The sequence below is a fragment of the Bradyrhizobium sp. GCM10028915 genome (assembly GCF_042666195.1).
Taxonomy (GTDB): Bacteria; Pseudomonadota; Alphaproteobacteria; order Rhizobiales; family Xanthobacteraceae; genus Bradyrhizobium; species Bradyrhizobium canariense_D.
This window is the reverse complement of record NZ_JBHTFN010000070.1, coordinates 352,690-376,857: the sequence shown is the minus strand read 5'-3', so window position 1 is coordinate 376,857 and position 24,168 is coordinate 352,690. Positions and strand designations below refer to the sequence as shown.

The window sequence follows — 24,168 nt, the reverse complement described above, 5'->3', positions numbered from 1 at the left end:
ATCTCCTTGAGCGACACACCGTCGCTGACGAGAGCCGTAATTACGGCATGGCTGTCCTGCCGCCGCAAATAGCCCTGATAGCGCAGCTTTTCCGCACAGGTCAGTAATTCCGGGTTGATCGTCGTCGCTCCAATTGCGGTTCGGATTCTGTTCATGGAGCGGCGCACCGCATCAAGGAAGGCCGCGCTCGCATTTTCCATCAGATGCCAGCGGTCGGCGACTTGGATGGCGCTCGGCAGCGCCTTGGCTGCTGCCTCGCCGTATCCACCACCGCGATCTCGCGACACAATGTTGATCGCTGGGTGCTTCGATAGCCACGCCCGAACGGTCGCAGTTTCCCTGTCGGGCAGCAGGGTAACGATCCGCCGGCGCTCCAAATCGCACACGATCGTCCCGTATCGATGATTTCTCCGGAACGCCCAGTCATCGATGCCCACAACAAGCAATGGATCTGTCGGCATCGCCGTCCGCCGGCGGACCACCCGCAGCAAGGTATCGTTGCTGACGGGCAGCATGAGCCGCTTGGCGAAGCTTGCCGCCGGCCGGCCGCCGAGCGCCACCCCAAGTGATGGACGATGTATTCCAACCGTGCCGTCCGGCGCCGTCGAAGCGGGACGATGTCTTCTCCAAACCGCTCCGCGAAGATCCGCCGGCGGCAATGCAGCACCTCACATGTGAAGCGCCGCGTGAGCAATCGGAGGCGCACCCTTCTGCCCGCTGACGGCAAATCAGCCACGTGCCGGATGTATCGGCTATGGATTCGGCGCGACGCTGTCGCGCACAAAGGGCATTGGGCCTCCGCAGCCTCTGACCGAACAGCCAGAATAACCGACTCCATTGAGTGACTTACACCATCAAACACCAAACCACTCGGTACTAGCGATGAGATTTGAAAGCCCGTCCGCATGGCGCTGATTCTCCGTTTGAGAACCACAGTCGCCCGGCAAACTTCATCGGAAATGAGTCAGACCCAAAATTGGACGCCGATACGGGGTCAACTTTGAACGCCGATTGACAGCCGAAGCAGCCCGTGAAAGGGCCAAGTCGCTGTAATGTGCTTGTGAACTCGGAAGGAAGGCGTCGCGAGGCCCGCGGCGACTTTTCTGAATTACTCCGCCTACAACATCAGCGCATCAGCTGGTTAAGGCAAGCCGCTGTCTGTGACGCTGCTGTGGTTGGCTCCGGAGTGCGCCGTCCGTCCAGTCTCTCTACGGAGGGCAATTCGAGCAATGGCCGGCCGCTCTGTGCCGGTGCGCTTCATTGCAGCCGCCGGGTGGCGCCTTAACTTCCACCGCTTAGGCCGGAAACCTGGGGGATGCCAGTTTGTCAGGCGACCCGCGCATCGGAGTGAACTTCGTATCACTCCGCTGAGCGCGTTTGCAGTTTGGGCAGACGATAAGGTGGGCGATTATCGACTTTCGCGTACGAGCTCCGAGCGAATCCATCGAGTCCTCCTGCAGAAATAGCCAGAGCGGCTTGAGCGCTGAGAGACGCGATGATTGAGATCGAGCTGTGGGAGGCACATCTACTAAGTGATCAGCACCTATGGCTTTACAAAAAATGCATCGTTGTGGACGCGCCAGGTCTGGTCAGAGAGCCACTTGTAGTCTTGATCAGGCATCACAGGGACAGTTTTCATGACTTCTTTTGCAATAGGAAGAAAGAAGCTCGATCGATCCTGCGTCACCTTGAGAGATCGGATCGGGACAACAATACTGTCCTTGCCGGTGGTGAAAAACCCTCCGGACGCGACAATCGCGTAGTCCGTTCCATCTTTGGTGCCGAACACGATGTTTCGCACCTCGCCAACGATCTTGTCGTCGGAGCTACGAACTTCGGCCCCAATCATCTCGTCGGTCCTCAAGCCGGGCGTAAGTTGATCGATTTTCATCAACGGCTTGGCGCCTTTCTTGTCCCTGCTCCCTGACGATGCCCCGCGCCTGGCTTTGGGTTCGCTATCAGCCATTTGCTTGTCGGCCGCCTCTTCATCATTGTCCCCAAGGGATCCCATAGGCGGTCCGGCGATAAGTTCACGAATGTTGGCGAGGAGACGCTCACAGTCTTCGTGACGTCCATAGGACCGAAGCGTGAAAGCGGCATCTCTCAAACTTCGGAGGTCGCGCACGGACTGACTGTTGGCCGGGCCTCGAAGCCGGGGATTTTGCTGAATCGCCTCCTCAAGCCCTGCGTCCGCAATCTGGCAATCAGCCAGCGCCTGGTTGACACCGGCGGCAACCATTAGCGCAGCCATGAAAAGTGTTCCTAGGGTCTTCATTGCAACCTACCTTTCGGCCGTTCGAATTGTTCATCACACCGTGCTTGTTAGCTCATGGATAGCGTCGATAATTTGGATGGGCATGTAAGGCTTGGGGATAAATCTTGCGTCCGCCGGAAGATCACCGGCTCTATTTTGAAATACCCTGAAGTTGCGGGGCATATCGATGTCGGTGAATATAAGGCGGACATTGGAGTGGTTTTCGAGCAGCAGAATAGCCTCGTCCGCGTTGGCTGCCTCCAGAATATCGAAGCCGGCGGCTTGGAGCATGTCGACCGCATCCATGCGAATGAATGCTTCGTCTTCGACAAAGGACTTGGATGGTTGCACGGACCATGGGCATACGAGGGGAACTCTCAAGAATCGACGCCGACACCCGGGAGCGAGGTTTCAGCTCGCATCACGCGGACGTGCAGGATGGTCGAGAGCAAATCTGATCGTGAACAGCGCTCCCCTTGGTATGTTTTTTGAGATCGTGAACTCGCCCATAACTGTTTGACGAGACCGCTGATAACTCGGAATCCGAGGCTCTTCCGAGGCTGATTGATGTCAAATCGCTCGGGTAGCCCTGCGCCCTCATCGGAGATTTCGACGCGCAGATGGCTGTCGATTTCGCGGGCGTCTACCATGATGACACCCGGCCCATCGACGTAGGCGTATTTAACCGCTTTTGTGACGAGCTCGTTGACCAGCAAGCCCAAAGGAATGGCCTTGTCGGCGGATATAATTATGGGATCCGATCGCGACTGAAGCCTGTGTTCCGGCGTCGAACTCTGAAGGTTTTGGCAAAGATGACTGACAAAGTCCGGGAGATCGACAAATCCAATCTTGCTGCCTCGCCAGAGATGATCATGAACTTCCGCGATTGGACGCGACGCGGCAGGCCCACGACTGATGTGAGGCTGTTTTTGACCCGATGGCTCATCTCTCGCGTCAGCAAGGCCTCGTGATCGAGGGCTTCCTGAAGCTTGGCATCGGCGTGTTGGCGTTCGATGGCGATTCCGAGCAGACCTGCAAAGCCTGCGAGAAAATCTGCATCTGCGTCGTCGAATTGTCCGGGATAGTGACTCAGCTTCGAGGACACCGAACGGCGCGTCGCCCTCGCCGCCGCGCCTGATAAGCACGTTGATCGCGCCCTTGATGCCATGTTCGGCGAGAAGATTCGGGGTTCGGAAGCGAGTCTCATCCTTCAAGTGGTTGGAAATCACCGATTGCCCCGTCTGATAGGCAAAGCCGGCGGGCGATTCGATATCGGCGCCGGGCGTTACATGATCGACCGTGCCCGCCGGCCAACCGATGCCGGCACGTACTATCAAACGCTGTTCATCGGGAAGATATTCGAGAACCTTGGCGTAAGAGCATCCCAGACCGCGAGCACTGAGTTCGACCGCGTGCTGAAGAATCTGTCGGAAGTCTCGGGTTTGAAGTGTAGCCGTACCGAAATCCCTGAGGAGAGCCTGTTGGCGGCGACGGTATGGAAGCTCATCCTGTCGATCCTTGAAAGCATCGACGGCCGTAGACGAAACCAGCCCCGGTTCGGAAGTCATTTAGTTGCCAGTTCTGGGTAGCGTCTTCGTCAAGGCGATGGCCATACATGGTGCTTAGAGAAGCACCGTTCCAACGGCCGGAGGAGGACATCGACAACGCTGTCGGCAGCTCATGGTTCCTATGCAACGTCTGCCTTCTCCTCAGTTTCATTTGCGGCGACAACAAACAGGAACGGCGCTTCGTTCGTGCGGCTTGCTTATCCGAGCAGCGGCCTGTCCGGCGCGGCTCCGCTACATGCCTACGATGGCTTGCGTTCGGATCGGTTGGCGCCGCCGATAAGCCGTAGTGCTATGAATACATAACGAGGTGGGGCCGAGCTCGATTGGAACAAGAATGAACGCCGAGCAGCTGGCTGAAAAATTTCGACAGAAAATATCCGCAGCGGTCGCCGAAAAAGAGAGGCAGGCGATTATCGCCGCAGAAAACAAGGACAAGAGAACCGCTGACATCGAGCACTGCAAGCAGGCGATGGAGCGGGAAGTCATACCTTTTCTGGAGGAGCTGAAGCATCATTTGGGGGAAGAGCAATTCTCCTTTGCTCCGCAGATTGAACGCAACGATCACCGTCCGGTCGGGGTTTCTTTCACCGTGGGTAATGGTGCTCCGACCAGCATCTCAACCGCATTCGGCAATATCGTTGTGACTCGCATCGGCGACAGCGGAACCAAAAAGGGTATTCCTTTTGTTTTTGCCCCTGATGTCGAGCCCTACATTTCCAACTCCGGTGATCTGACGCGAGCTAAGATCGCCAAGCTGGTGGAGATGGTGATTGAGGAGTAATGGAGAGCCAACACGGACTGACTCTTGAGGAGAGTCCCGCGGACAGAGATTAACGCAGTCACTGGGACAACTGAGCACCATGGTACGTTCTTTTAGGTGTGCTTCCGATATGCGATCCCCTACCGTCTCCCGTGACGGTTCGCCGAACGGCCCAAGGGCAAGTTCCAATGAGCAGCCGCCGCCGCAACATCAAAGGTTGAAGACATGTCCGATTCCGACGCTCACGACGATCAAGAACGGCGCATCCAAGAGCGGGCCTACCAGCTTTGGGCACTCGAGGGCCGCCAAGAGGGGCGAGCGGAAGAATACTGGCATCGGGCTATCGAGCAACTGGACGCCGACACACATGCTGCCTATCCGCCCGTTGCTTCCAGGGGACACAGGACTTGATCTCCTAGAAACAACTTCGCGGCCATTCAAGAGCAAAGACGGTCCTCTGAACCGTCTCGCCATTTGGCGGGAAGTCTCGTGTTCGGTGTTATGCGCGATGATGATCGCCGCGTCATCGACGAAGGTGGTAGAAGCGGCTCAGCTTAAGGCATTCCGCGCATTTGAAGATGCGAACTCTTTTGACCTGCCGGCTTCGTCCCGCGGGGGGCTTGGGTGATGGCTTCGGCTCCTGCGGTTCATTGTCGTTAGACAAGGCACGCCCAAAATCTATGGGCACTAAGGTCGGCAACAGATCAGTACCTGCCTCTACCTGGGAACAAGTACGCGACATCATTTAGCAGCGCGGCATCAAGGGCGGCCATTGAGCAGCCCCTTGCTCAAGGCATCACCGCCAAGGACGGGTGAAGTTCACTTCCTTAGGATAGGTTTCTGCGCGTCCCAATTGTTTTTGCCGCGGCCACTTCAATTGTAGCTGACACGGTCATGATCGGGCCCCTTTAGTTCTTACGAGATAGACAGCTTCTCAGTTAGCTCCGAACGGCTGTGGTCTCACATCCCCTCGGCCAGATATCTCTCATCGCAGCGTCACGCGCAGCCGCGAAGTCCGAAAGGTCTTCGCCCTGCTCGTCGAGGATGGCCGGCCGAGTCCTGACAGTCGAAGTAGAAGCGCATGTGGGCCAACACTGTCCTGGGTCCGGGCGTTCCTATCTGACCAAGCGCCGTCCCAGGCGATTGTACTTTCTCAAAATGAGCCGTTCGCTACAAACGCGCATCCGTTCACTCCCTCAGGGGGAGCGCGATGCGTTGGAGTCCGCTTTGAGTCAACATGCGAAGAACTCAACCTGAGCAAATCGGGTCCGCCATGCCTCAGTGAGCGGACCTCGTGGGGCGCCGCTGCCTCTTCGCTGATGGGCCAGTTCCGGGCACCTCCCGATTTCACTCAATCAGTTCGTCGGCCTCTATGAGAATGGATGGTGGTACCGTGAGGGTGAGTGCTTTCGCAGTTCGCATGTTGATGACCAGCTCGAACTTCGTCGGCCGCAGGACTGGAAGATCGACCGGTTTCGCTCCGCGGAGGATCTTGCCCGCATACACTCCGACCTGGCGGTAAGCGTCGGCGAGGCTGGCACCATAACTCATTAGCCCGCCATCCGCTGGAAACTCTCGAATGTGGAAGATGCCGGGCAATTTGCGAGTAGACGACAGAGCAATGATCTTGCTCCGCCGAGAGTCGAAGAATGGATCGTTCTGCACCATCAGCGCCGAAACGCCAGCTTTAGTCAACGCGACGAAATCGGCCTCGATCTCAATATCGGTTGTTGCGCTCTGCACGATTACCTCGCGGTCGAGCGACTGAGCTGCGCTCACTACCGACCGCCGGAACTCGTCGAACGCTTCCATTCCGAAGGCCGGGTTGAGCAAAAGCCCCACAACGCGAGCCGAGGGGACCAATGTGCAGAGAAGCCCCAGCCGTTTGGCGCCCAGATCGCCCGTGAAGAAGTTTACACCAGTGGCCGTGCCTGGCCGATTCATACTTGCGACCAGACCGGCGCGCACTGGATCCTGGCCGACGACGAAGACAAGCGGCACAGCGACGGCCTCCGCCTTGGCTGCGAGTGCGGCCGGATCGCCGGTAGCAACAATGACCGAAAGCGGTCGGCTCCGCAGATCGGCGACAAGGGGTCCCAATTGACTGTAATCGCCCTTCGCCCAGCGATACTCGATGGCGACGTTACGGCCTTCGACATAGGCCATTTCTTCGAGCCCGCGGCGGAAGGCATCCATGTGAATCGTAGCTTCTTCGGGCGAGCGCGTACTAAGAAAGCCGATCAGCGGCTGCGCAGGTAGTCGCTGGGCGCTCGCAGCAACCGGCAACGTTGCCGAAACAGCCGTAATTCCTCTAATGAAATCTCGCCGCCGCATTTGTCGCTCCAAAAATACGCTGCGATAGGAACAGCGATGCACAATTGTCAGGACTCGCTTCAAAGGTGAATTTGCGCTGAAGTTCTCAGGCTGTCCATCTTGCGTCCCCGTCAATCGCATCGATCGACCCTGAGTTCGTGATTTCCGAGCTACCGCCGGGAGCGGACATGTGGCTGCACTTCCACAACTGACGCAACGGGCCACAAGCGGAATCGCAGCAACCGCGATGGTCTATCAGAAGAAATTAAAAGATGAGATCTGAGGAGCGAGCCAAGTCAGCTGCGATCACTCCGGCAATCAACGGATACTTTGACGGTCGACGTCCTGGTGCTTCACGGCCAAGCAAAATTACCGAAAGCAACGACGCCGAAAATGTGGGTGACCGTCCGGGTGGAGCACGAAGTTCATGTCACCGCCAAGGTGTTGCAGGCATAAGCCGGCTGCCTACTAGCCGATATAACCCTGTGCTTTTCACTACGTTACGAATTGAGGTCCCAAAAAAAGACTCTGTCGTTTGTCACTGCCGAATACCAACTGCCAAAGTACAAGTCAGCATCGTGTATCTGCCCATTTACCCAGATGTCCGTATGGCCGATGGTACTGGTGTCTGTTGGTTCAAATATGATCACCCCGTTTCGGCTCCCCAGTTTAGATGTGTTCGGAAACATCTGTCCGGAGCCATACCTATTATTGAGGTACTGCCGAAGATCGAGCGTCGAAAAAATATACTCCCAACCGTCGTCGTCCATAAGAAACCGAACTTTTTTGACGAGCACGCCACCTTTTCCGTAGTCGCCATCGCAATTGATATAGTGACCATCGACGTGGTTGAATGCCCAACTGATTTTCGAACCGCAGGTATTCTTGTGCCCTGGTTCGTCGTGAAATTTCTTTATGGACCCGTTGATCATTGTTTTGAAATCGTCGGTCATACTTGGATGGTTAGCCAGCAAGGCGTTGTAGCCTATGTTGATAAAGCCCATGATTAACCCTTGCCGTTGAACCCTCAGCGTCGCGGTATCCGATGAGAGAGGTATGCGTGCGCACACTGTGGTTTGGCTATCTTGCCTTAGCCATTGAGCGGGTCAACAGCTTTTGCCGAAGTAGGGTGTTCGTTTCGCGCCGACTAACCGGCCGCTGTCGCGTTCGCAAGCATCTGGAACGCCGGGAAGCAGATATGGCCTGACTTCGCTTGTGGGTCATTCGCGTCGACTGCTCGGGTCTTCCCAATGTCCGGTCTGGCCTCAACTGCCGACCTACAGGGCGCGATAGCGATCTTCGCCGTCGGGCCAGAAGTGGTCATCGATCACCCCGTCCGCACAGCGCAGGAAGGTTATTCGGGCAGCCCCGCTTTCCGAAGGCCCTCGATCAACAGCTTTGAGCTTTTGGGGACCCGGGCGATATGCGCCGATATTGTAAAGACGGGATCGATCTCAAGCACACGCGCCGCCGCGGCGTGCGCCTCAGCGTCGCGTCCGAGGTGGGCGAAGGCAGACGCGAGTCCACGGCAAGCCGGCACAAAGGAAGGATTCTGACGAAGCGCTTTCTTCAAGACAATGATCGCCTCGTCAAACCGGCCAAGGCCTATAAGAGCATGCCCAATGCCCAGAAACGTCATGTGTAGCAGCGGGTCTACCGGGCTCATGCGAATTGCACGTTCAAAGCTTTGGATAGCCTCTTCGGGCAGCCCCGCGATTGTATAGACCCAGCCTCTATTGTTCCAAGTGCGCCAGGAATTCGGGTTGAGCGCGACCGCCCGGTCAGCCATTTCGATTTCGGCTTCACTATCGCCGACCAGGCCCGCTGAGATTACGGCAACCCTTGACAACGTGTCGGGGTCATCATCATCGAGGCTCAATGCCAAACGTGCAAGCCGAATTGCTTCCTTGGCGTCGAACTCGGGATCCTTGGCATAGCCTAAAGCGAAGTTGCTCGCGTGACAGTCACCTGCCAGAGCCGCTGCAGAGCTAAACCTCGGGTCTAGCTCCAAAGCGCGATGAGCCAGCTTAATCGCCTCGGCCAAACTTTCACGGGTCGTCAGGTAATACTGTTGCATGGCTCGGAGAAAAAAATCATGCAGTGAGGTTCTCTGGTCGCCGCCGCACAGCCGTTGCAATCTCTGTTTGAAGCATCTTTGGCTGAACGGCCGAGACAACGGCGAGCGCAACGTCGTCTTGGAGAGCGAAAATGTCCGTCAGATCACGCTCGAATCTGTCCGCCCATAGATGCGCGCCTGTCACCGCATCAATTAATTGCCCTGTGATGCGGACCTTCCCCGATGCCTTGCGCACAGCCCCCTCAAGCACATAGCGCACGCCGAGCCTGCGTCGGACTTCCTCGATATCGACAGCTTTGCCTTTGAAGGTGAAACTTGAGTGACGTGCAATAACGAACAGAGACTTAAAGCGAGAAAGCGCAGTGATGATCTCTTCCACCATGCCGTCGGCGAAATATTCCTGCTCGGGATCGCCGCTCAGGTTCTCAAACGGCAGCACAGCGATAGACGGTTTGTCGGGGAGCGCAAGGTCGGCTTTCTGAAGTTCTAACTGATTATCGGCAACTGCTGCGCCTGCCGGTTCCTGCACTTCCCGGACGGCTCCGACGAAACGGAAGCCCTTGCGCGGTAGTGTTTTTATGAAGCGCTGTTCCTCGCCGGAATCGCCGATTGCAGTCCGGGCGGCATTCAGGCGGGTTGCCAGCGCCGCGTCGGATATGCTGCGCCCATTCCAAATGACTTTGATGATGTCGTCCTTGCTGACAACTCGCTCCCTGTTGCGGATCAGGTAATTAAGCAGATCGAACACCTGTGGTGCGACAGGGACGAGCTCCCCCTCGCGATGCAGCTCGCGCCGATCGGTGTGGAAGACGTACTCCTCAAACAGATAGCGCAACTTCCATCCCCGTTGCCAGTCTCGGAGCGACGCTGCGCCCCTGCGCCAGTCGGAATGAAGAGAATAAGCCGCCGATAAGGAAAATGTAAGCCGCTCGTAAAGCGCACCGGACCGCGCTTCGGCAGTCTAGCCGAGAAAACGTAGCGGAGGCGACGATGAGTGCGACCTACGACTCCAAGAGAATGCGACGGGCTGGTGCATTTGCACAACGGAGTGCCGGCCTACTTGTCTGCTCTGCGCTTGTCGTCGCCTGCGCCAACGCTGCTGAAGCCCAATGCTCGGCGCAGGATGTCCTGCGCAATCACCTGGCGCTCAAGGGGGCTCCACCAGCCCGCGACACTCGGACTTCATTCAGCTCCGCCGCGGAGGTTCCTTTCTGGAAGAGGATTACTGTCGGGACCTTTAGGGATTTGGCCGCTCTTCGCGACGCGATGAGTGCACTGGGCTGCAGTGTTGGGAGCTCGGCTGACGAGCTTATCGGAAGACCGGCCTTTACCCTCAGCGGGAAGAAAGCCGAGGTCGAGCTTGTTGCCGTGTCGCCAGCCGAACTTGGCTTTGAGGGCAAAACGGCAGCGCTGCGGGACGTCTATGCGCGCGCGCAATTGCTGGGCCTTCTGCTTGCGCCCGCCGAAATCGCGCCGCAGCTAAGACTTCAGTATCTGGACCAGCCGATCGGCGAATTCCTTATCCTGGCGATGGAGCCGATCAGGACATGGGCTGGTGAACCGGTCATCCTAACAGTGGCGAATGGTGGAGCGGGCCTCATTCTGATCGGGCAGGACGGCGAAGACGGTTTGGACCTGCCGGTGAGGTCGCGTTTTGTATTCGTTCGCCCTGGTACACCCAGCCTTCCACAGGCAGCGGCATTTGCTCCATAGCCAGAGGTAAAAGCGATTTTGTCGCTTCCGTTCTCCGCATATCGCAGAGCGAGACAGCAGATCGGCGCATAGCGCGCTTGCAGCACGGTAAAGAGCAAGAAATGTCCGCTAGAATACAAGCAGCGCTGATGGTTGGCCTGATTGCGGTCGCCACACCGGTGCTCGCCCGCGATGACGGACGCTACGCCAATTCGCCGCTGAAGCCATGGTTCGAGAGCTTGCACAGCGAGTTTGGGCAGTGCTGTACGAATGCCGATGGATACATCGTCTTCGACGCCGATTGGGAATCCGACCGTGGCCATTACCGCGTCCGCATCGAAGGTGAGTGGGTCGTGGTTCCTGAGGGCGCCGTCCTAAAGCAACCGAACCGCGCCGGTCCGACTATGGTATGGAAGCACTACATCGATGGCCATCCGCGCGTTCGCTGCTTTCTGCCCGGCAGCATGATCTGAGAACGTACGTCGGAATTCCATGCAGGGAGTCCGGGTCGCGGCGTTCTGAATGACCGTGCTTGAGCCAGTGAAGTCGTGGCTTTGCAATTCAGAGGAATTGCAATGAGATCAGAACTTCCAGAACAGCCGCATGCAATTAGGGGGGGAGACCCATGATGCGGCAAGCTATCGTTATTTTTTCGAGAGGTTTCGGCTGGTAAAATCTAGCGAGCTTGGGAACGAGCGTCGAGAGGCGCAGAGCCGGCCTCGCTTCTATCAGGCGTGCACCGATCACTCGGGCTTCCTCGACCCTGCCAGACATTGCGTGGCAAGCCGCTAGACTAAACTGTGCGTTGAGATAGTTGGGCCGGTGCAGCACAGCCAACTTGGCCCATGATGAACCGTCTTCGTATCGATCTGTCAAAAAATGAGCAAACGCTATTCCGGTCTGCATCAGAAAAAGAAACGGATCCATAGGGCTTAAACGCACGCCGGCATGGAACTGTTTGAGCCCCTCCTCAACATTGCCGCGCCGTATGTGTTCCCAGCCGATACTATATCGTGCAACAGCCAAATTTGAATTGAGCTCATGCGCCTGGAAAACAAGGGTCGTGCCCTCGTCGAGCTCATACAGTACGCCGGCAATAGCCTGCCCGACCCTCACAAGGACAGTTGGATCTTCCTTATCGAGCTCAATTGCGCGCCTCGCCAGCCGTCGGGTCTCATCGCGTTCCTGATCCGCATCGACGGTCCAGCCGAAGATCTTTCGTTGCAGGCAGCAATAAGCGCCCAGCGCGTATGCTGCGGCCAATCCGGGATCGATCTCGACGGCAAGCCGGGTCAGTCTGAGGGCTTCAATGTTTTGTTCGCGAGTGAATTGATAGAAGCTTGAGAGTGCACGAAGATAGTAATCGTAGGCCTGAAGATTTTCGGTTGGCTTGCGTTTTGCGCGCTCTATCTCGGCCCGCTCCAATTGAGGAACGAGTGCGCCAATCACGCTACCCGTCACTTGGTCCTGCAGATCGAAGATATCACTGAGTTGGCTGTCGAAGCGGTCCGCCCAGAGGTGGGCGCCCGTCGTGGCCTCGATCAACTGTCCGGAAATGCGAACCCGGTCGCCGGATCTGCGCACGCTGCCTTCGAGCACGTACCGAACGCCTAGCTCGCGCCCGACCTGCCTAATATCGATAGGCTTGCTCTTATAGCTAAAAGTAGATTGTCGCGCGATGACGAACAGCGATTTGGACCGTGAAAGGCCGGTGATGATGTCCTCGACCATACCATCGGCGAAATACTCCTGCTCTGGATCCGAGCTCAGGTTGGTGAATGGGAGAACGGCGAGCGACGGCTTGTCGGGAAGTGTGAGGGCAGGTTTGGCGGTCTCCCTTTGGAATTCGTTTACTGCCACCGGGGGGGCTCTGTCGGCTTCCTGCACCGTACCAATAAAGCGATAGCCCTTCCTCGGCAACGTCTTGATCAGACGCTGGCGCTCTCCGGAATCGCCAATCGCGGATCGAGCTGCATTTAGCCGGGTCGTCAGCGCGGCATCGGACACGAACCGTCCCTTCCAAATGGCGGTGATGAGCTCGTCCTTGCCAACTACGCGCTCGCGGTTGCGAATGAGATAGTCGAGCAGGTCAAAGGTCTGTGGCGCCAGGGCAACGACGTTTGTGTCGCGGTATAGCTCGCGGCGGCCGGAATCTAGTTCAAGATCTTCGAAGAGATAGCGCAAGATGCGAAATCCCTCTAGGCGGTCGCCGGTTAAAGGCGGCAACAATTCGGAAGTAAAGAATAAGCTGTCCATAAGGAAAATGTAAGCAGCACGTCAAGCGTGTTGGGCCAAATCTTGGCAGCTTATCTGGGTGGAAACAAGGCACCCGAGGACGCTGCAAATGAGCACGATTTACCAGACAACGGGCTTGGTCCAGACGACCGTAGAGCAGCGAGGCAACGTGGGTGCGTTCATCAATTGTTGGACCGCCTTTCAGGAATGGCGAAAATGGGAGCGGCTGCGGCGCGACCTTTGCAACCTGAGTGATCGGGAGCTGATGGATATGGGCATTGCGTATTCAGAGATCGATTACGTGACCTCAAACCGAACTACGAACCCGCGAGGTATACGATCGGCCGAATGATGTCGATCGACGGCAGCGATGGACAGTCCCTCGGAAACAGGCCGACGCGAGCCGCGTCGCGGCCCAGACACCGACTTCCGGTATGGATCAAAATGCGAAGAACTCAACCTGAGCAAATCTGGTCCGCCATGCCTCGGTGAGCGGACGTCCCGGAGGGCTGCCGCCATTTCCCCGATGGGCCACAAGTTGACGTAGCGTTTCGCTCAGACACGACGAACCAACCGCAGGTGAGATCAGGAACGTTTTGCTTCGTCGAGAAATGCTTGGACGGCTTCGAAAAGCTTCAGCCGATTTCGCTCCAGGCTTATGGAGTGGGTACCCTCAGCCAATAAGACATAGCGCTTATCGGGTGCGTTGACCAACAGAGGGAACAGGGCTTGCGCCATGTAGGGCGGGGCGTCCTTGTCCCATTCGGCCCCAACCAGCAAAGTGGGCACCGTTATCTTTGAAGGATCGTAGTAAGGCTTGCCGGCCCCAGAAAATTCCATGCCGTCTTGTACGACCCCGTTGGGCGCCCGGACCACCGCTGGCGTCATTTGAGCGCCAACGGGATCCGTCGCGAAGGTTGCATCAGCCCAAGCGTCGAACCATCCAGCCGGAATTAGGGTTGCCTTCTTCGCCTCCGGGACGCCGGTGTACCAACGCTGCTTGGACTGTTCGCGGTTGACCATCCGATAGGCACCGAGCGGCCCCGGACCGGTCTGCACCAGCGAGGCTGTCTGTCTGATCCAAATCGACGCATACAAAATCAGCCGCTCCACTTTCTGCGCGTTCTGGGTCATGTATGTCGCCATAAGCGTGGTGCCCCACGAAAAGCCTAGCAAGTTCAGCCTTGATATGTTGCGCCGCTGTAGGATGAAATCGACAGCCGTACCAATGTCCTTTACGGCGGTGTCACCTCGCACAATGGGTGGATTAGCTTCAGGCTTGTCGGCCATCTCAGGTGGGCGGCTCGATTTGCCGTAACCGCGCAAGTCCAAAAGCCAAACGTCGTATCCGCGCGCGGCCATATACTCCATCCACGAGACACCATCGAGCTTGAGGTCGAACGCGGTTTCTGAGGGATATGTCGCGCCATGAACATACAACACCGTCTGCTCGGGACGGAATATTGTCATGTTTGCTGGTCGCTTGTTGCGGACGTAGATTTCGATCCCCGGATCGCCCGTTTTCACCATCATCTCGTCTGTGACAAGTGGGGGCATTTGTGCGATTGCAGGACCAGCAATTATAGCGAAAATGAGCGCTCCGATTGCAGCAATTTGAAATCTCAATATCGCCTACTACATTTCGTTAATCAAAATCTTCCGGATGTTAATTGTAATCTCGAATCACCGCCATCAAGAAACGATCAACATTTCGGTAGACCAAGTCGGATCAACAACCGGACTACGTTAGCGCTGTTGACACTCTTTCCCCTCTTTTCCCCTTCGTTGTTTCGTTGTGCAGCAATGTGAACAGGTTCACGTTGGGCGCTGACCAAGAGCGCCTAGAATTTGCGGTGCGCCAAAGACATTTTCAGCAGTTATTTAAGAGGAGAAACGGAATGGCCGAAAAACAGAGTCAGCACTCCAGTCATCAATCTTGCTCCAGGTTCACTTGCGTTTCCGCTGTTCCTTGGCGCGATGGTGGCATGTGGCCTCTATGCGGCTTTCATCGCTACTCCCGACATGCGCGCGGCGGCACAACAGCAACTTGTGCAAGCATTAACGGATGAGAATCGTTCGTTTTGCGAAAGGTTCGGAATGCGTGTGGGGAGCAACGAATTTGTTGCGTGCAACGAGGGCCTAGCGATTGTTCGGCAAAAACAAGCTGCGCGCGACAGCGCGGCGGCGAACGGCTTTTAGCGTTCGCCTGCTGTTTGGTTGTGCTGCGTGACCGGGACTCCGCATTTGCATATTGAATGGGGCGTGAGGTGTCCCGGTCAAGATGATCTGCTGGGTCAGTAGATCAGCGTGAAGGACAACCACGCCGCGACCGACGCGCAGAGACAAATTCCAAGATAAGGCAATGCAAGGCGCATCGGGCTTTCCCCTCCGAGACGCAATCAAATATGGACCATCATTGTGTCATGCTTGGACGACGACTGCTAGGATCTTGAGTCGCCATCGGCGGTCCGCTAGATACCGAGCAATGGTGCCTCGGTTTACTGTTGCGCTGGCTCGCTGGAGCTGCCGGAGCGGCCCCCCGCCGTTACCTCCAAAGCCCCCTGAAGCCGGGGCCGTTCTCGTACTTGGCGAGATCGGCCTCACCGCGGCTTCCTACTCTTTGAACGGCGGTCGCTGCCCAAATTGCGTTCGCTGTCCCGCGGAGGCAGTAGGCTGGGGCTGCGTCGGTGTTTCCGCTCGTTTGCGTTTCGCACGCGACTTTATAGCCAATGCAGCGACGTACGCGGCCGCAAACAAGACTAGCCCAACCACGAGCTCAAGGATCAGAAGCTCCATGCCCACTGGTATGCAATGAAATCGTCAATGGTCTTTTAAGGAGAGCCGAAGGGCAGATCGACGCCCCCGGGGCAGCCAGATCACGGTTCGGTGAACGAAGTCATTTGCTGCCCTCCCGAAGCAGTCCGGAAATGGTCGGAGTTTAAATTCTGCTCGTTTCCGAGCAACGAGTGGATTTCAAGTGTTCGCGCGTTAGTTGATTGCAGTGGTGCTTGGCGCCGGCATTCTCTTTTCGCTGTTTTCGGGCGATTTTGGCGCCGACGTGGTTCTCGCCCTCGTCGCTTGCCTCTCATAGCGAGAAGCCCCGCCGGCGCGAACCGGCGAGCCGTTCGTTCGGCTCTTGATGGAAGCGCTTGCTTAGGTTGGCTTGCACTACATACGGGCTCCAGAAACAGACCGGCTGCGGGAATAGCGTGCAGGATTGAGCTGTGGCGCGTGGCGATTATTCGATCTCCTTCGCCAACTCCATCTTAGAAGATCGATTCTTTCCGTCTCCTGCCGAAGAAATTAATCCTTGGTAACGCTTCGCGGCCGCCCATGGCAGCGCAGCGCTAACGTCTGCAGTGGGTCACAGGCTGCCCTTGGTGATGATCTCCATGTTTGTGCCGGTCAAATCTGCTCGCTTCAATTCCTTCCGGAACGGCGAGTCCTGGGCGTGGGCTGCAAACGAGCAGAGAGAAGCAAACAGAATTCCAAGTATGAATCTCATCGTATCCTCCCACTTTGAAAAACTCTGCGGCCTAACAGACGATGCATTAAGCCCGAGAAGGGAGGTACAGCTCAAGGCTGATCGATTTTGCGATGCGCCAAGCTGTGCCCAGGAGCTTAGCCTTCTTGGACGGAACGTTGCCCTTGTGACAGCCGCTAGCCCGCGAAGAGCGGATTAACGTTCGTCATCCGGTGCTTTGGCGTGCAGGAGCCAAAGCGTCTGTGATCAAGTCCGGGGCAGCTACAAGCTTGCTGCATTGCAGGAGTGCCTTCAGAAGCTCGCAACCACTAATGCCCTCCAAGCGCAAAAAGCGGTCTTTCCGCCTTTCGATGCTAACCGCTCGCTGCAAAAAGATCCCAGCGGCCAGGAAGACCCTTCAGTTCGAAGGAGCCACGCTCGGCAAACTTCAGACCAGCACCCGCGACGAGATCGGTGACGACACGAGACACCAGCACCTCGCCGGCCCCGGAATGCGACATCACACGCGCAGCGGCGTGTACCGCAATGCCGCCAATGTCATTGCCCCTGATCTCGATCTCGCCCGTATGCAGTCCGGCGCGGACGGGAAGACCGATCTGTTTCGTCTCCGAACCGATTGCGAGCGCGCAACGCACGGCGCGGCCAGGCCCATCGAACGTCGCGACAATACCGTCGCCAGTGGTTTTCACCAGGTTGCCGCGGTGCTTACCCACCATCTGTTGCACGAGCTGATCGTGGTCCCCAAGCAGCCGGAGCCAACGCTGGTCGCCCATCGCTGCGGCGCTGCGGGTGGAATCGACGATATCGGTGAACAGTACGGTAGCGAGCACACGTTCCAGCTCAACCATTCCGTGATCACGATGGCCTGTGATGAACTCCTCTATATCCCCGAGCATGGTCTCGATATCGCCCAGCCAGAACGCGTGGTCGTCACCCGTCGCGTATTCGATATACTTGCCCCCCGGAATTGCTCGGGCGAGCTTACGTCCGAACTCGACCGGCACCTGAAGATCAGCTTTGCGATGGAGCACCAACGTGGGTACCTGCAGTGTCGGCAGAATTGCGGTGACATCAATCTGGCGATTAAGCTGCAGGATCGTCCGCAATGCGCCAGGGCTGCTCGCCAGCCGCTCGAACCGTCCGAATTGCGCGACGGCCGAGGGTTTGCCCGCTTCGCTGGGAGCAATCGTCTTGATCAATTGGCCGGCACCCCAGTGCTTCACGATCTGCTCGATGCGTACTTCCCATGCTTCATCTGAGAACCGATCTGCGGAGCGGCTAAAGCAGCCAATCAGAATGAGATGGGATACTCGCTCGGGATATGTTGCGGCAAACATGATGCTCATGCAACCGCCTTCGGAGAACCCGACCAGGGCAGCACGCCTGGAGCCGATTGCGTCCATGATCGCGCGGAGATCATCCATGCGCACCTCCAGCGACGGTGCACCCACCATCCGATCCGACAGCCCTTGCCCTCTTTTGTCGAACGTCACGACGCGCGCAAAGCTCGCCAAACGACGGACAAAGGAGGTGAAACCGTTTAGTTCATGCACGAATTCGATATGGGAGACAAAGCCCGGCACCAGAATCAAGTCGATTGGTCCCTCGCCCATGACCTGATAGGCGATACTGACATCGCCGCTTTGGGCGTAGCGCGTCTCGGGCAGTTGGAAATCGGTCATCGTGCGAACCCCGGGCCAACCCCATTGTTGCCGCTCGAATCCAATCCGATCAACCCCGCACACGCTTCGCCGACGTCATTTTTGGAACGGCACATTCTGGCTTTTGCGCCAGCTCGACGCTGCGAAAATGCAGGATCTTCGCACCCTAGGAGCACATCTCCGACAGGAATGCGAAGTCCACTCGTCGCAGGGACTTTGCGTCCGGTACGATGCGAGGATCGGCCGAACAGATTCCGTCCACCTCCTTGATGATTTCACGGCGCTCGGCTTTCAGCGCGGCCGCCATCGCAACAGCCGTGGTGTCGCTGCCGCCGCGCCCGAGCGTGGTGATTTCCTGGTCGCCGCGTTCACGCCCTGAAATCTTGCCAGCACCACGACGCGTCCGCGACCGAGTTCCTCGCATAACCCAATGGGCCGCACATCCAGAATGCGCGCCGAGCAATGTGAGTCGTCGGTCATTACGCCGGCCTGGCTGCCGGTGAAGCTGATGGCGGGCACGTGATCGGAAAGCGCTCCTCGGGGACATGCTGATGCGCTCACCGGTCGTTAGCAGCATGTCTAGCTCACGGCGATTGGGGGCTGACCTGATGAGCCATCTGGATCAACTGGTTGTGCCCATAGCAGAGACGATCGCCACGGCCCGATGACCACGGCCATCGAGCTCGGCAAGACTGCGGGCAACCGCACGAATTTTCGCCGGCGTTTCAAGACATACACCACCATATTTCTGCACGAGGATGGATGGTTGTGCATCTAACCTCGCTGAGAAGCCTCGCCCACCTCGCTGATCGAACCGACGCCGCAGATCCATGTGCCAATGACTTCGAAGTTCCGAGTAAAGGCCACTAGATCCGCGCGGTAGCCGAGCGCGATCCGTCCAAGCTCGGACTCGAGGCCAAGAAACGCCGCCGGCGTACGGGAGGCCATGATGAGGGCATCCACAAGGGATATTCCGAGCAGCGCAACGGCATTGCGCACCGCCTCGATCATGGTGAGGTGAGCGCCCGCGAGTGTACCATTGGGGCCCGTCAGGCGGTTGTCGTGCAAGGTGATTTGCCTCCCTTGCAGCATGAATTGCCGATCTTTCGTGCCCGCCAGCGGCATGGCGTCCGTGACCAGCATCAATCGATCGCGCCCCTTGCAGCGGAACGCAATACGCAAACCGGCGGGGTCGACGTGGATGCCGTCGCAGATGATCCCTGCAAACAGCCTGTCATCTCCAAGCGCGGCGCCGACCAGGCCCGGCTCCCGTGCCGATAGCTGTGACATGGCATTGAACAGATGGGTCACGGCCGATACGCCACGATCGACCGCCTGCCCGATCTGGGCTGCGGTAGCGTCGCTGTGGCCGGCAGCGATCCGTAATCCGGCGCCGATCAATTCATCAATCATGGAGGCGGGCACGCATTCCGGGGCCAGCGTCACCAAGGAGCGGCCTCGGTTCGCAAAGCTTTTGATGGCGGTGAGGTCGCGGCCGTTGGGCACGCGTATCTCGGCTTCTGGATGAATGCCCTTGCGGGACTTGTTGATGGCCGGTCCTTCCAGATGAAAGCCGAGCACGCCGGGAATTTTGAGGCACACCTCGGCTGCTGCAGCCAATCGCTCAATGACCTGGCTACGATCGGTGATGAGGGTCGGCAAGCATCCCGTGGTCCCCGCCTTACGGTGCGCTGCGACGATGCGGCAGACGCCGGCCTCGGTTGGCTGGTCGTTGAGAAGAACGCCCCCGCCTCCGTTCACCTGAACGTCGACGAATCCGGGTGCAAGGATCGCATTTGGGGGAAGCTGGACCGAAGCACCACGTCCCGAGTCGCCGAAGGCGATGCTCTTAATGTGGCCTTTCCAAATTCTGATGGTTCCCCGCCCGCGCATGGCGACACCGTCAAAGATTTGCGGCGCTGCAATCGTAAGAGCGGTGGAAGAGGAGCAGTCGTCCATCGGTATTCATCCGAGAGTGGCAGTCACAGACCTGTGAGACGAGTGCCATAACTCGCACGTGCCCAATTACGCATGGGACCCCGGCCCAAGCCCTCGCGTTAACATGGGATGGGAACAAAAGGTACCACGTATCTCGGCATTGATGGCGGCGGAACTCGCTGCCGTGCGCGCATCGAGGATGAAAACGGCAGGCTGCTTGGCGAAGCAAGCTCGGGACCTGCGACGACGCGGATTGGCGTCGACAAGGCTTGGCGCTCCATCATGGAGGCAACCGAAGCGGCCGCCAGACAGGCTGGACTCGCGCACGAGGATTTTGCGCAGATGCGCGCCGGAATTGGGCTCGCGGGGCTTGGCCGCCGAGGCGCGGAAGCGGCGCTCAAGGAGATCGCACATCCTTTTGCGTCCGTTATCTTCATCAGCGACGGCATGACTGCCTGTCTGGGTGCCCACAGCGGCGCGGACGGAGCGATCGTCGTGGCCGGCACGGGCTCGGTTGGCGTCGGCCTGATCGGCGGCTGCGAGATCCGCATTGCCGGTTACGGATTTCCAGTCTCGGACGAAGGCAGCGGCGCCGACATCGGCCTACAGGTCGTGCGGTCGGCGCTACGGGCCGCGGATCGCCGGGGCGAGTTGACTCCATTGCTTGCAGAGGTGCTGGGCGCATTTGATCATGATCCTTATCAAGCGGTCGCCTGGTCTGAAGAAGCCCGGGCCACCGACTATGCCGCGTTCGCGCCGACAGTGATGCGGCACGCCAATCAGGGCGATCCGGTCGGCCGTCGCATTGTCGAACGGGCGGCCGATGCCATTGGCGATCTGCTCGATCTGTTCCTGGCGAGAGGAATTGACCGGCTCGCGCTGGTGGGTGGGCTCGCAGATGCCATTACGCCTTGGCTGACGCCCGATCTATGCGCCCGGCTGAAGCGTCCTGATGCCGACGCCGCCGCGGGCGCCCTTCTAGTGGCGCGGGGGCGGCTGGACGTGCCCAAAAGAGAAACTGACCACAAACAGGTCTCAAAGTTCCGCGGCTAAGGACACAAGGATCAACTCTATGGCAACCGAAGAAGTCGACCCCCGCTTTGCTGATCTCGACGCATGGTCGCTGACGTCAGCGATGGAAGCCATGTGGGAGGGCCAACTTGCGGCAGTTGCGGCGATTGGCCATGCCCTTCCCGCGATCACCGCGGCGACCGAAGCGGCCAAGGCGGCGCTCGGCGATCCTGGACGCATCGTGTATGTCGGGGCCGGCACCTCCGGCCGCGTGGCGGTGCAGGACGGCGCCGAGTTGACGCCGACCTTCGCCTGGCCCAATGAGCGCGTCTGCTTTATCGTCGCTGGCGGAGACAGCGCATTCGTCACGAGCATCGAGGGCGCGGAGGACGACGTCGATGATGCAGTCGCGCAGATCAACGCCGCGCGGCTCACATCGCACGACGTGGTGATCGCGGTTGCCGCCAGCGGAACAACCCCCTTCACGGTGGCGGCGCTGCAGCAGGCTGGCTCTTTCGGTGCGGTGACGATCGGGGTCGCGAACAATCGCGGCACCGCACTGCTGGCATCTGCAAAATTTCCGATCCTCATCGAGACCGGCCGCGAGCTGATCGCCGGCTCGACGCGGATGAAGGCGGGCACCGCGCAGAAGGTCGTGCTCAACCTGATCTCCTCAGGGATCATGTTGCGCCTTGGCCGGGTGTATCGCAGCATGATGGTGAACATGCCGCCAAGCAATGCGAAGCTGAAGCGGCGGGCGGAGGCCATGGTGGTGCAAATCGCGCACTGCGATCCATCACAGGCGGCACGCTCGCTCGAGCAGGCCGAGGGAGACATCAAGACGGCAGCCCTTCTGGCGTTGGGTGTCAACAGGGCCGATGCACAGACGGTTCTGAATAATTGTAACGGCAACCTTCGGCGCGTGTTTGACGAGCTCGCCGAGAATCGCGACTCGAATCGCGACCGCCATTCCAAGGAGGTGACTGCACGCAACCAAGACGGAGCGGTTGAGCCGTGACATCATCGGCTATGGCGAGCGAAGTCGGGGAAAGCCCGGATGTTGTTGCCAACATCCTTCGCAGCCGCCCCGCCACACGCGACATCGCACAGCGAGTTGGGATCGGCTCGGCGCCCCTGTGCGTCATATGCGGGCGGGGAAGCTCCGGGCATGCCGGGGTCTACTTGAGGTACCTTGTCGAGACGCGGCTTCGCCTTCCCGTGTCAGCCAGCGCTCCCTCGGTGATCACGGCATTTCGCACGCCCCTGATGCTGCGCCATGCGCTGTTCATCGTGATCTCGCAATCCGGGCGCAGCCCGGATCTTGTCGCAGCGACCAGGTCCGCCCGGGCCGCGGGCGCGCGCACCGTCGCCATTGTCAATGTGACGTCCTCGCCGGTGGCTGACGAAGCCGAGTTCGTCGTTCCGATCGACGCCGGCCAAGAGCACTCTGTGGCGGCGACCAAGTCTGTGATCGGCTCGATGGCCGTTGGTGCCGCACTCGTGGCCGAGCTGGCGGAAGATCATGCGCTGCGGTCCGCGCTCGACAGGTTGCCCGAGCGCCTACATCGCGCGCTCGCGCTCGACTGGTCCGAGATTGCCGACGACTTCGCCAAGGCATCAGCGGTGTTCGTGGCAGCTCGGGGCCTGGGCCTGGGCTCGGCGCGAGAGATCGCGCTCAAGCTTTCGGAAATCCTGCGCCTGCCTTCCATTGGACTGAGCGCCGCTGAGTTGCAGCATGGGCCACGCGCCGCGCTATCATCGCGCACGCCGGTTCTCATGATGCGCCTCATGGATGAAACGGCGGCCACCGTGGACGCGCTGGCAGAGGAATTGCGCGAGCAAAAGATCTCGCTGCATCTCTGCGGTGGGCCGCGTGGCTCGCTGCCCTGGTTGACCGAGGATGACGCCGCCACCGATCCGATCACCATGCTTGTTCCGGCCTATCGGATGATCGAGCAGGCGGCGCACGCCTGCGGATTCGACCCGGATCGCCCCCCTCGCCTGAGCAAGATTACCGAGACGTTTTGACGGCAGAAACTCTCGCTTGCGGAAATTGCCAAGATGTCCGGCTTCGGCAACCAGAGCGACTGCCCACGCAGGCTGCGGACCAACGTGGAAGACGACCCACATGTAATAAGCACGCATCCCACAGGGCGGCGGAGTATCCAATCACCTCCGAACTCTCCGCTCACCACCATCCGCCCGAAAATGGGACTGTCGCGCTGCCAACCACACCTTTGCTCCAACCGACGCCTGCGCGAACAAGCAAACGCTTGTCTGCCGCAATGTACTCCAAGATTCGGCATTCAAGCGTTCGGCCGTCATGCGCGCGGCGTGACTGAGAAGGTCGGCGAAGCTCGTGCGTTGCAGAGCCAAGACCCCCGAGTTCGGCGAGCAGCTCCTGCTGCCGAATACGTAATCGGAGCGCACTTCCGGTCAAATCCTCAGGTTCGTTGCCTGGCTTCCCTCAACTACGGGTTCGGCTGGGTCAGGTGTCGGGCTCATTCTCCCCGATAGCACAACGGGGATCAAAGCTCTCCGGAACTTTGCTCATCTTTGCTCGGGCATCCCCAGACCGCCTCGATGTCGGTTTGGGGTCAAAATGCGAAGAACTCAACGTGAGCAAATCTGGTCCGCCATGCCTCACTCAGCGGACCTCACCCGGTGCGCTGCTACTTCGCCGATGGACCACAAGCGGGAATGCCACTGAGTAGCTCCTTGCTCAAGCCTCATCGCGCATGAACGGGTGAAGTTCACTCCCCTCAGGGCAGCTAGCTACAGCAGCCCTTGCCGTTCTCTTGAACCGGCGGACAGGGAACGGTGCCGAAGGAACAGAACTCGCAGCAGTCGCCGGGGAGCGGCCTCAGGCGCTCGCCGCAGCCTCTGCAGTCGTAGAAGAATTGGCAAGCGTCGGTCGGCATAATTTCGGCAGCAGCGTGACCGCACTTGGGACACGTGATTATGGAGTTCAGGATCATTTACCTTCAAGCGCGTGGCAGGCACCGAGCAAGGAATTGCAGGCGAGCCTTCTTCTGATCGGCCGCCAGTTTTATCTTCTCTCTCAAAACGAGGATTTCGGAATTTTCTTTTTGGATCTCTGTGGGGATGCGAAGTGCTTCAAGCTGCTGGGCGGTCAGTTTTAATATCGCGGCAATATGCGTACTCTGGATGTGGT

23 protein-coding genes and 2 pseudogenes are annotated in these 24,168 nt (G+C 58.5%); 9 read left to right on the top strand and 16 right to left on the bottom strand.

The features are described from left to right. The 4 genes and pseudogenes from ACFQX9_RS35305 to ACFQX9_RS35290 all read right to left on the bottom strand — a co-directional run. A pseudogene (locus tag ACFQX9_RS35305) lies at nt 1–907 on the bottom strand (ISL3 family transposase); the annotation flags it as partial. A 636-nt stretch (nt 908–1,543) separates the two neighbouring features. Beyond that, nucleotides 1,544–2,251, bottom strand: coding sequence for a PRC-barrel domain-containing protein (locus ACFQX9_RS35300; RefSeq protein ID WP_377791812.1), 708 nt, complete (start codon nt 2,249–2,251; stop codon nt 1,544–1,546). A 57-nt stretch (nt 2,252–2,308) separates the two neighbouring features. Next, nucleotides 2,309–2,560, bottom strand: coding sequence for a hypothetical protein (locus ACFQX9_RS35295; protein WP_377791811.1), 252 nt, complete (start codon nt 2,558–2,560; stop codon nt 2,309–2,311). A gap of 105 nt (nt 2,561–2,665) precedes the next feature. Continuing rightward, nucleotides 2,666–3,822 (bottom strand): annotated as a pseudogene (locus ACFQX9_RS35290) (sensor histidine kinase). A gap of 334 nt (nt 3,823–4,156) precedes the next feature. Between ACFQX9_RS35290 and ACFQX9_RS35285 the strand changes: the two are divergent. Both ACFQX9_RS35285 and ACFQX9_RS35280 read left to right on the top strand, forming a co-directional pair. Next, complete coding sequence (locus ACFQX9_RS35285) at nt 4,157–4,603, top strand: hypothetical protein (protein ID WP_377791810.1); 447 nt, start codon at nt 4,157–4,159, stop codon at nt 4,601–4,603. A gap of 204 nt (nt 4,604–4,807) precedes the next feature. After that, nucleotides 4,808–4,993 carry a DUF2934 domain-containing protein gene (locus ACFQX9_RS35280; RefSeq protein ID WP_377791809.1) on the top strand — a complete coding sequence of 62 codons (186 nt, stop codon included), beginning with the start codon at nt 4,808–4,810 and terminating at the stop codon, nt 4,991–4,993. A gap of 936 nt (nt 4,994–5,929) precedes the next feature. Here the strand turns inward: ACFQX9_RS35280 and ACFQX9_RS35275 are convergent. The 4 genes from ACFQX9_RS35275 to ACFQX9_RS35260 all read right to left on the bottom strand — a co-directional run bounded on the left by ACFQX9_RS35275 (nt 5,930) and on the right by ACFQX9_RS35260 (nt 9,807). After that, a complete protein-coding gene (locus ACFQX9_RS35275) occupies nt 5,930–6,916 on the bottom strand; it encodes an ABC transporter substrate-binding protein (RefSeq protein ID WP_377791808.1) in 987 nt (328 codons plus the stop codon). Between the two features lie 479 nt (nt 6,917–7,395). Then, complete coding sequence (locus ACFQX9_RS35270; RefSeq protein ID WP_085394002.1) at nt 7,396–7,899, bottom strand: T6SS effector amidase Tae4 family protein; 504 nt, start codon at nt 7,897–7,899, stop codon at nt 7,396–7,398. A 350-nt stretch (nt 7,900–8,249) separates the two neighbouring features. Further along, nucleotides 8,250–8,972 carry a tetratricopeptide repeat protein gene (locus tag ACFQX9_RS35265; RefSeq protein WP_377791807.1) on the bottom strand — a complete coding sequence of 241 codons (723 nt, stop codon included), beginning with the start codon at nt 8,970–8,972 and terminating at the stop codon, nt 8,250–8,252. Nucleotides 8,973–8,988: 16 nt separating this feature from the next. Then, entirely contained in the window at nt 8,989–9,807 is an 819-nt protein-coding gene (locus ACFQX9_RS35260) for a winged helix-turn-helix domain-containing protein (protein WP_377791806.1), read from the bottom strand. A 155-nt stretch (nt 9,808–9,962) separates the two neighbouring features. On the opposite strand from ACFQX9_RS35260, the gene ACFQX9_RS35255 reads away from it, so the two are divergent. Further along, nucleotides 9,963–10,685 (top strand): hypothetical protein, encoded by a 723-nt coding sequence (locus ACFQX9_RS35255; protein ID WP_377791805.1) that lies wholly within the window; start codon nt 9,963–9,965, stop codon nt 10,683–10,685. A 101-nt stretch (nt 10,686–10,786) separates the two neighbouring features. After that, the gene (locus ACFQX9_RS35250) at nt 10,787–11,137 is read left to right on the top strand and encodes a hypothetical protein (protein WP_377791804.1); all 351 of its coding nucleotides are present in this window, start codon (nt 10,787–10,789) and stop codon (nt 11,135–11,137) included. A gap of 136 nt (nt 11,138–11,273) precedes the next feature. Here the strand turns inward: ACFQX9_RS35250 and ACFQX9_RS35245 are convergent, their stop codons facing one another. Continuing rightward, nucleotides 11,274–12,848, bottom strand: coding sequence for a winged helix-turn-helix domain-containing tetratricopeptide repeat protein (locus tag ACFQX9_RS35245; protein WP_377791803.1), 1,575 nt, complete (start codon nt 12,846–12,848; stop codon nt 11,274–11,276). Between the two features lie 160 nt (nt 12,849–13,008). Between ACFQX9_RS35245 and ACFQX9_RS35240 the strand changes: the two genes are divergently transcribed. Continuing rightward, nucleotides 13,009–13,251: a DUF1127 domain-containing protein gene (locus ACFQX9_RS35240; protein ID WP_377791801.1), complete on the top strand. Its 243-nt coding sequence runs from the start codon at nt 13,009–13,011 to the stop codon at nt 13,249–13,251. A gap of 233 nt (nt 13,252–13,484) precedes the next feature. On the opposite strand, the gene ACFQX9_RS35235 is transcribed toward ACFQX9_RS35240, so the two are convergent. Next, the gene (locus ACFQX9_RS35235) at nt 13,485–14,432 is read right to left on the bottom strand and encodes an alpha/beta hydrolase (protein WP_377791799.1); all 948 of its coding nucleotides are present in this window, start codon (nt 14,430–14,432) and stop codon (nt 13,485–13,487) included. 315 nt (nt 14,433–14,747) lie between these two features. Here ACFQX9_RS35235 and ACFQX9_RS35230 point away from each other — a divergent pair, with 315 nt between their 5' ends. Next, nucleotides 14,748–15,098, top strand: coding sequence for a hypothetical protein (locus ACFQX9_RS35230; RefSeq protein ID WP_377791798.1), 351 nt, complete (start codon nt 14,748–14,750; stop codon nt 15,096–15,098). A gap of 1,165 nt (nt 15,099–16,263) precedes the next feature. Here ACFQX9_RS35230 and ACFQX9_RS35225 read toward each other — a convergent pair. The 4 genes from ACFQX9_RS35225 to nagA all read right to left on the bottom strand — a co-directional run bounded on the left by ACFQX9_RS35225 (nt 16,264) and on the right by nagA (nt 20,003). Next, on the bottom strand, nt 16,264–16,404 hold the full coding sequence (locus ACFQX9_RS35225; protein WP_201263774.1) for a hypothetical protein: 141 nt from the start codon (nt 16,402–16,404) through the stop codon (nt 16,264–16,266). Nucleotides 16,405–16,736: 332 nt separating this feature from the next. Next, entirely contained in the window at nt 16,737–18,065 is a 1,329-nt protein-coding gene (locus ACFQX9_RS35220; protein WP_085394008.1) for an adenylate/guanylate cyclase domain-containing protein, read from the bottom strand. A 145-nt stretch (nt 18,066–18,210) separates the two neighbouring features. Next, entirely contained in the window at nt 18,211–18,621 is a 411-nt protein-coding gene (locus ACFQX9_RS35215) for a hypothetical protein (RefSeq protein WP_245329372.1), read from the bottom strand. A 197-nt stretch (nt 18,622–18,818) separates the two neighbouring features. Further along, complete coding sequence (gene nagA, locus ACFQX9_RS35210) at nt 18,819–20,003, bottom strand: N-acetylglucosamine-6-phosphate deacetylase (protein ID WP_085394009.1); 1,185 nt, start codon at nt 20,001–20,003, stop codon at nt 18,819–18,821. A 108-nt stretch (nt 20,004–20,111) separates the two neighbouring features. Between nagA and ACFQX9_RS35205 the strand changes: the two genes are divergently transcribed. From ACFQX9_RS35205 to ACFQX9_RS35195, 3 genes are read left to right on the top strand one after another with little or no spacing between them, the layout of a single operon-like run. Continuing rightward, nucleotides 20,112–21,035 (top strand): BadF/BadG/BcrA/BcrD ATPase family protein, encoded by a 924-nt coding sequence (locus ACFQX9_RS35205; protein WP_085394010.1) that lies wholly within the window; start codon nt 20,112–20,114, stop codon nt 21,033–21,035. Between the two features lie 19 nt (nt 21,036–21,054). Beyond that, nucleotides 21,055–22,011, top strand: a complete 957-nt coding sequence (locus ACFQX9_RS35200) for an N-acetylmuramic acid 6-phosphate etherase (protein WP_377791797.1) — start codon at nt 21,055–21,057, stop codon at nt 22,009–22,011. Between the two features lie 11 nt (nt 22,012–22,022). Further along, on the top strand, nt 22,023–23,021 hold the full coding sequence (locus tag ACFQX9_RS35195; RefSeq protein WP_317245993.1) for an SIS domain-containing protein: 999 nt from the start codon (nt 22,023–22,025) through the stop codon (nt 23,019–23,021). Between the two features lie 743 nt (nt 23,022–23,764). Here the strand turns inward: ACFQX9_RS35195 and ACFQX9_RS35190 are convergent. Together ACFQX9_RS35190 and ACFQX9_RS35185 are read right to left on the bottom strand one after the other, a co-directional pair. Then, entirely contained in the window at nt 23,765–23,971 is a 207-nt protein-coding gene (locus ACFQX9_RS35190) for a GDCCVxC domain-containing (seleno)protein (protein ID WP_085394013.1), read from the bottom strand. A 6-nt stretch (nt 23,972–23,977) separates the two neighbouring features. Further along, on the bottom strand, nt 23,978–24,168 hold a 191-nt coding region (locus ACFQX9_RS35185), incomplete at its 5' end, for a hypothetical protein (protein WP_377791796.1).

What these genes read in the sequence shown, in the direction of transcription:
- ACFQX9_RS35300 (WP_377791812.1), bottom strand. Translation starts at nt 2,251, where the DNA reads ATGGCTGCGCTAATGGTTGCCGCCGGTGTCAACCAGGCGCTGGCTGAT.
- ACFQX9_RS35295 (WP_377791811.1), bottom strand. Translation starts at nt 2,560, where the DNA reads ATGGATGCGGTCGACATGCTCCAAGCCGCCGGCTTCGATATTCTGGAG.
- ACFQX9_RS35285 (WP_377791810.1), top strand. Translation starts at nt 4,157, where the DNA reads ATGAACGCCGAGCAGCTGGCTGAAAAATTTCGACAGAAAATATCCGCA.
- ACFQX9_RS35280 (WP_377791809.1), top strand. Translation starts at nt 4,808, where the DNA reads ATGTCCGATTCCGACGCTCACGACGATCAAGAACGGCGCATCCAAGAG.
- ACFQX9_RS35275 (WP_377791808.1), bottom strand. Translation starts at nt 6,916, where the DNA reads ATGCGGCGGCGAGATTTCATTAGAGGAATTACGGCTGTTTCGGCAACG.
- ACFQX9_RS35270 (WP_085394002.1), bottom strand. Translation starts at nt 7,899, where the DNA reads ATGGGCTTTATCAACATAGGCTACAACGCCTTGCTGGCTAACCATCCA.
- ACFQX9_RS35265 (WP_377791807.1), bottom strand. Translation starts at nt 8,972, where the DNA reads ATGCAACAGTATTACCTGACGACCCGTGAAAGTTTGGCCGAGGCGATT.
- ACFQX9_RS35255 (WP_377791805.1), top strand. Translation starts at nt 9,963, where the DNA reads ATGAGTGCGACCTACGACTCCAAGAGAATGCGACGGGCTGGTGCATTT.
- ACFQX9_RS35250 (WP_377791804.1), top strand. Translation starts at nt 10,787, where the DNA reads ATGTCCGCTAGAATACAAGCAGCGCTGATGGTTGGCCTGATTGCGGTC.
- ACFQX9_RS35240 (WP_377791801.1), top strand. Translation starts at nt 13,009, where the DNA reads ATGAGCACGATTTACCAGACAACGGGCTTGGTCCAGACGACCGTAGAG.
- ACFQX9_RS35235 (WP_377791799.1), bottom strand. Translation starts at nt 14,432, where the DNA reads ATGATGGTGAAAACGGGCGATCCGGGGATCGAAATCTACGTCCGCAAC.
- ACFQX9_RS35225 (WP_201263774.1), bottom strand. Translation starts at nt 16,404, where the DNA reads ATGAGATTCATACTTGGAATTCTGTTTGCTTCTCTCTGCTCGTTTGCA.
- ACFQX9_RS35220 (WP_085394008.1), bottom strand. Translation starts at nt 18,065, where the DNA reads ATGACCGATTTCCAACTGCCCGAGACGCGCTACGCCCAAAGCGGCGAT.
- ACFQX9_RS35215 (WP_245329372.1), bottom strand. Translation starts at nt 18,621, where the DNA reads ATGCTGCTAACGACCGGTGAGCGCATCAGCATGTCCCCGAGGAGCGCT.
- nagA (WP_085394009.1), bottom strand. Translation starts at nt 20,003, where the DNA reads ATGGACGACTGCTCCTCTTCCACCGCTCTTACGATTGCAGCGCCGCAA.
- ACFQX9_RS35205 (WP_085394010.1), top strand. Translation starts at nt 20,112, where the DNA reads ATGGGAACAAAAGGTACCACGTATCTCGGCATTGATGGCGGCGGAACT.
- ACFQX9_RS35200 (WP_377791797.1), top strand. Translation starts at nt 21,055, where the DNA reads ATGGCAACCGAAGAAGTCGACCCCCGCTTTGCTGATCTCGACGCATGG.
- ACFQX9_RS35195 (WP_317245993.1), top strand. Translation starts at nt 22,023, where the DNA reads ATGGCGAGCGAAGTCGGGGAAAGCCCGGATGTTGTTGCCAACATCCTT.
- ACFQX9_RS35190 (WP_085394013.1), bottom strand. Translation starts at nt 23,971, where the DNA reads ATGATCCTGAACTCCATAATCACGTGTCCCAAGTGCGGTCACGCTGCT.